At 58.2% G+C, this 1,434-nt stretch carries 2 protein-coding genes; both read left to right on the top strand.

The annotated features are described in order from the left end of the window. Nucleotides 1–59 precede the first annotated feature (59 nt). Entirely contained in the window at nucleotides 60–542 is a 483-nt protein-coding gene (locus AC5RT4_RS17715; protein ID WP_494106616.1) for a transposase, read from the top strand. Continuing rightward, complete coding sequence (locus AC5RT4_RS17710; RefSeq protein WP_494106617.1) at nucleotides 509–1,396, top strand: IS3 family transposase; 888 nt, start codon at nucleotides 509–511, stop codon at nucleotides 1,394–1,396. Before AC5RT4_RS17715 ends, AC5RT4_RS17710 begins: the two co-directional genes overlap by 34 nt. Nucleotides 1,397–1,434 lie beyond the last annotated feature (38 nt).

Genomic DNA, 1,434 nt, shown 5'->3' with positions numbered 1-1,434 from the left:
TGGAGTGGTCCCCTGAAGTTGGACACCCAATTTAGGATCCTTCTTCCAGGAGTAGTCAGATGTACTTGAGAAGCACGTTGAGTCACTCCGATGCAGTGTCGGCTATCGAATTGTTCGAGCAAGGGCTGACTGCGAAGTCCGTCGCGCTGACTCTTGATTTAGCACCTAACCCTGTCCAAATGTTGTATCAACGATGGCAGGTACGAGGATCGGGTGCGCTGATGACAAGAGACCGTAAGCAGTACGACATTGAAACCAAGCTCTTGATCGTGCGACGTCATCTTCAGGGCGTGTCCGGACGCGTCCTGGCCAAGGAGTACGACCTTCCCTCTCCCGGCACCGTCACGAACTGGACGAGAATTTACCGGCGCGAGGGTGAAGACGGCTTACGTTCGAAGAGACGGGGCCGGCCACCGGTCAGTCGCGAGAATCCAGTTCCCGAGAGCGAGGTCGAGCAACTCCGAAGGGAGAACGAGCGGTTGCGTGCGGAGGTGGCGTACCTGGGAAAATTGCGGGCCTTGAGGGCACAGGAACGACGCTGAAAGTTCAAGCGATCGATGACCTCAAGGCCCACCACCGGTTGCAGCTGCTGTTGCATCTGGCAAAGATTCCCCGGTCCACGTTCTACGACCACCGCAACCGGCTCACCCGGCCGGATCGGCAGGCGGAACTCAAAGAAGCCATTCGTGAGGTCTTCACGCAGGCGCGAAGCGCTTACGGGCATCGACGTGTCCTAGCCATGCTCCTGCGACAGGGATGGACAGTATCAAAGAAGACCGTGCTGAAGCTCATGCGCGGGCTCGGATTGCAAAGCCCGGTCCGTCGCCGGCGCAGATACAACTCCTTCCGCGGCGAGGTCGGTAAGACGGCTGAGAACGTGTTGAACCGCAAGTTCGAGACCGCCGTCAAACACACCAAGTGGGCCACCGACGTCACCGAGTTCACGGTGGGCACCTCGAAGGTTTACGTCTCACCGGTCCTTGATCTCCATGACAACCGGATCGTCTCTGTCATGGCAGGTCCGTCTCCGAGCGTCAAAATGGTCACCGATGGCCTTCGCGCTGCGATCAGCGGTCTCGCTCCGAACGAGCAACCCCTTGTCCACTCAGATCAGGGGTTTCAGTACCGGCATCCGCTCTGGCAGGACACGCTCCGCGAAGCCGGGCTGACTCAATCGATGTCACGCAAGGGCACCTGTTTGGATAACGCCTCCATGGAAGGGTTCTTCAGCCACCTCAAAGAGGAATGGTTCCGAATCCAGCAACCCAGGACCATCGAGGAGTTCCACACCGGTCTAACCGAGTATCTGCGTTGGTGGAACAGCACCCGAATCCAACGGAGACTCGGCTACCTCAGCCCCGACGAATACCTCGCTCACAACCTCGCCAGCGCGTAACGTTTAATTAGGAGTCCAACATTTAGGGACCAGTCCAG

The organism is Arthrobacter sp. sptzw42 (genome assembly GCF_059089685.1).
Note: the sequence above shows the minus strand (reverse complement) of the source record. Positions and strands in the feature narration are given on the sequence as shown.